General features: G+C 55.6%; 4 protein-coding genes. All 4 read right to left on the reverse strand.

The features are described from left to right. Positions 1 to 196 precede the first annotated feature (196 nt). Positions 197 to 676, reverse strand: a complete 480-nt coding sequence (locus tag O6929_12280) for a nucleoside deaminase (protein MCZ6481164.1) — start codon at positions 674 to 676, stop codon at positions 197 to 199. Then, on the reverse strand, positions 648 to 1670 hold the full coding sequence (locus O6929_12285) for an NAD-dependent epimerase/dehydratase family protein (GenBank protein MCZ6481165.1): 1023 nt from the start codon (positions 1668 to 1670) through the stop codon (positions 648 to 650). The genes O6929_12280 and O6929_12285 overlap by 29 nt, the downstream gene beginning before the upstream one ends. Then, positions 1667 to 3295: a fatty acid CoA ligase family protein gene (locus tag O6929_12290; protein ID MCZ6481166.1), complete on the reverse strand. Its 1629-nt coding sequence runs from the start codon at positions 3293 to 3295 to the stop codon at positions 1667 to 1669. The genes O6929_12285 and O6929_12290 overlap by 4 nt, the downstream gene beginning before the upstream one ends. Beyond that, a partial coding sequence (locus O6929_12295; GenBank protein ID MCZ6481167.1) for an alpha/beta hydrolase occupies positions 3292 to 3717 on the reverse strand: 426 nt, incomplete at its 5' end. The genes O6929_12295 and O6929_12290, both read right to left, overlap by 4 nt.

Genomic DNA, 3717 nt, shown 5'->3' on the forward strand with positions numbered 1-3717 from the left:
ACTTTCATCAAGGTTCCTAAAGAGGAAAGGAGGGTGTGATTTAATGTAAACCCCGCCTCTTGAGGCGGGCACAAAGCCGATGGGGTTTCCAAAGGGGAGAAGCGGTAGCTCTCCCCTTTTATCGAACACGGGGATTCAAACCCTGTGTTCGATAAAACTTGATTCTGAACGCTGCGCCGTAGCTCGCGGGCATGCCCTATTTCCAAAAGCGGCGGTGACCCTCGACGGCTTCGTCCTCTAAGATCGGCCCTACGACTTCGACAGTTCTTGTGCCTGCTGAGAAGATCTGGCGGGAAGTGACCTCCAGACCGCGACCAGTTATCTTCCCCAGGGCCTCGGCAGAGCATCCGAATACCACACGGGGAATAGAAACCCTATAGATTGCACCCGAACACATAGCACAGGGTTCGGTACTCGTGTAAAGGGTACAGTGGGACAGTGTTTGAGCGTCATGGTCCTGCGTTGCGAACCTGATAAGGTTCAGCTCCGCGTGCCTTGTCCAGTCGCGCTCAGTCACGGCCGTGTTTTCTGCGGTGAGAATGATCTCCTCCTCCAATACCAATAATGCCCCGAAGGGGTGATTCCCTTTCTGAACGGCCTGCTCAGCCAACTTGATGCATTTTCGGATGAGCTGTGAGTGGTTTATGTCACCCGGTTCTCTGTTGTTGATATTCATTGTGTCCCTCCTTTCTGAGCCATTCCTCGAGCCGCTTAAATCCTTCTTCCGTACTGATCTTGGGCTGGTAGCCAAGCTCTTGGCGGGCAGCGGTAATGTTGAACCAATGTCTGGTTGACAGCTCCTCTGCAAGGAAGCGCGTCATAGGAGGCTCTCCCCCGAGTCGTAGTGTCCGGTACACGATCTCGCACAGCCAGCCGGCGGTGTAGGCGAGATGAGGAGAGATAGTTCGGGTCACGGGTGGGAGACCGGCCGATTTCAGGATGCGGTTGATGAACTCCCACAGGGGCAGCGGCTGCCCCTGTGAAATGAAAAACACCCTTCCTGAGATTCGCGAACCGGGCGACAATCGATCGGCGGCCAGGATATGTGCCTCGGCGGCATTATCAATGTAGGTATGATCGACCAATCTCGGGCTGTCTCCGATTTTCCGCAGTTTGCCCGCGCGCCCACGGGCAATGATCCCAGGGACAAGGTGGTTGTCCCCGGGTCCCCAGATAAGATGGGGGCGCAGCGAAACGGTGGCCAACTGATCATCGTTAGCGGCGAGAATCAACCGCTCCCCGGCGGCCTTGGTTGCCGGATAAGCTGCCTTGTAGTGCTGAGGGTATGGGACCGACTCATCCAATCCCTCCATGTCATGCCCGCCGAACACCACACTCGGTGAGCTCGCATAGACAAGCCGTGAGATGCCCAGGGAACGACAGCCGGCGATGACAGTCTCTGTACCTCTTACATTGGTCTGATGGTATTCGCTGTAATCTCCCCAGATGCCCGCCTTGGCCGCAATATGGAAAACAACCTCGCAATCACGGCAGGCCTCTTCTACTGCCTTTGCGTCGTCAAGACTCCCTTGAAACAGCTCCACACCCAGCGATTGAAGTTCAGGATAGGTTCCTCGGGAAAAGCTACGAACGCTGTGGCCACGTTCGAGCAGACGCCTGATAATGGCACCTCCCAAAAATCCGCCACCGCCTGTCACCAGGGCCTTCATGAAATCTGCTTACCTGCCCAAACAGCGAGTTTTTCACGAAAGATTTTTGCGTTGTGCCGCACGTCAACGGGGAAAGAGGGGTGAAACAATAGCGTCCTGATATCCTTTGTCACGGGATGACGAGCGCCCAGATCCAGTATTTCCTGTTTGAGCTGCCGCGACCCTTTCCATTTGTTTTTGCTGTGCTTCTCTAATTCCACACACAGCACGGGCCTCTGTCTGGGGGGGGGCCCCACTCCGACAAGCGCGGTGCGGTAGACTTTGGGATGCTGATTGAAAATGCCTTCGCAAGGAACGGTAAACAAGGGCCCTTGAGTGGTGATCACCCGGTGTGACTTGCGGCCACAGAACCAGACTCGCCCCCTTTGGTCCAGATAGCCGAGGTCACCCATACGATGGCGCACTTCGCCCTGCGGGCCATGAATTTTGGCAAGGTCGTTGGCCTCGGGACGGCCGAAATATTCTCTGGAGACATTTGGCCCCCAGACCACCAATTCTCCGATTTCAGACGGAGGGACAAGCAGATCGTCCGACCATGTTTGAATCGGCTCGTCGGTGATTTGTATGACGGTCAACTGAACCCCTGGGATGGGACGTCCTACGCAAACTCCCTTTCCCTCACCGGTGCCGCTGTCCTTCGCCACATCCCTTGCGGATATCGAGCATACCGGTAAGGCCTCTGTGGCACCATAGGGGGTGTGAATATCGGCATCGTGTTCCAACAAGCTGGAGAAACGCCTGAGGACTTTTGCCGGGACCGGTGCACCGGCCGAGAGAACACGTCTGAGGGTGGGAAGTTTGATGTCATAACGCTCTCCATACCGAGCGACACGATCAAGCAGCGCTGGGGAGCCAAACATGTGGGTTATTTTGTATCGTTGAATGGGGTTGATGATTTCAAGCGGATCGACGTGACCGGGTCTAGTAAAATCCATTTCGGGAAAGACCGTGGTCATACCTAAGGCGGGGTCAAAGAGGGCAAACAACGGAAAGGTGGCCAGGTCAATCTCACCTGGCTGAATCCGGAAATGATCTCGAAGAAGCCTCGCTTGCGCGGAAAACATCCCATGCGTATAAACGACCCCTTTGGGCACGCCCGTACTGCCGGAGGTAAACAAAATTGCGGCCGGATCGTCGTTTGCAGGGGGTTCGGATTTGAAGCTCAGGTTGGCACCACCGAGATGCATTATCTGGTCCAAGGACGGCCCCCTCCAAAGGCGGAACCGACCGACGGTTAGGCAAAGTTGCACTGTCTGACGGGCCCAGCCGAACAAGATCCGGGCAGCCTGGGCTAAAGGGGTTCCGATAAAGGCTTCCGGCTTCGAGTCTTCCAGACATTTTCTCATATTTTGCCGCCCAATACCGGGGTCGATCATAATCAGAACCGAATTGATTTTCATCAGGGCAAAGGCCAACACGAGAAACTCGATGCCAGGTTTTACCATCAGAACGGTGCGAGTCTTTCGCTGAATTCCCATCTGCCACAACCCTTGAGCGCAGCGATTGCTTCTCTCCTCAAGTTCGCGGCAGGTGTAGACACCGCGGGGGGATATGAGAGCCAGTTGGGCTGGCCGCTCCGCTGCCGCGATCGAAAGGCTGGCTGCGATGTTGATCGAGCTGCTCATGTCGCTTGCTGATTCAGGATATGACTGGCCAGAAAGTTGCGGACCAGCGGAATGATTGCCTCGCGACTCTCCTCTAGAACGTAATGCCCCGCCGTAGGAAATCGGTGCACCTCGGCGTTTGGGAAGCGTCTAATCCACTCGTTGAGAAAGTCCCGGTCGAAGACGAAATCCTTTTCTCCCCAGCAAATCAACATGGGTGTTTGCTGAAACAGATAAAGATTCTCCTGGGTTTTTTTTAGCGCTGCATAGGCGGGATCGGCGGGTGTCAGGGGGATATCCCGGACGAAACAGAGCGTCGCAATCCTGTGTTGCCAGGAATCATAAGGGCCTGCGTAGGCGTGCCGGATCTCCGCCGGCATCGGGCGGCCCGGGCATCCCACATAAGTGGCAATCCGAGCAAAGGCGTTCCATCTTCGAATGAG

The organism is Candidatus Methylomirabilota bacterium (assembly GCA_027293415.1).
In the GTDB taxonomy this organism is placed as follows: domain Bacteria; phylum Methylomirabilota; class Methylomirabilia; order Methylomirabilales; family CSP1-5; genus CSP1-5.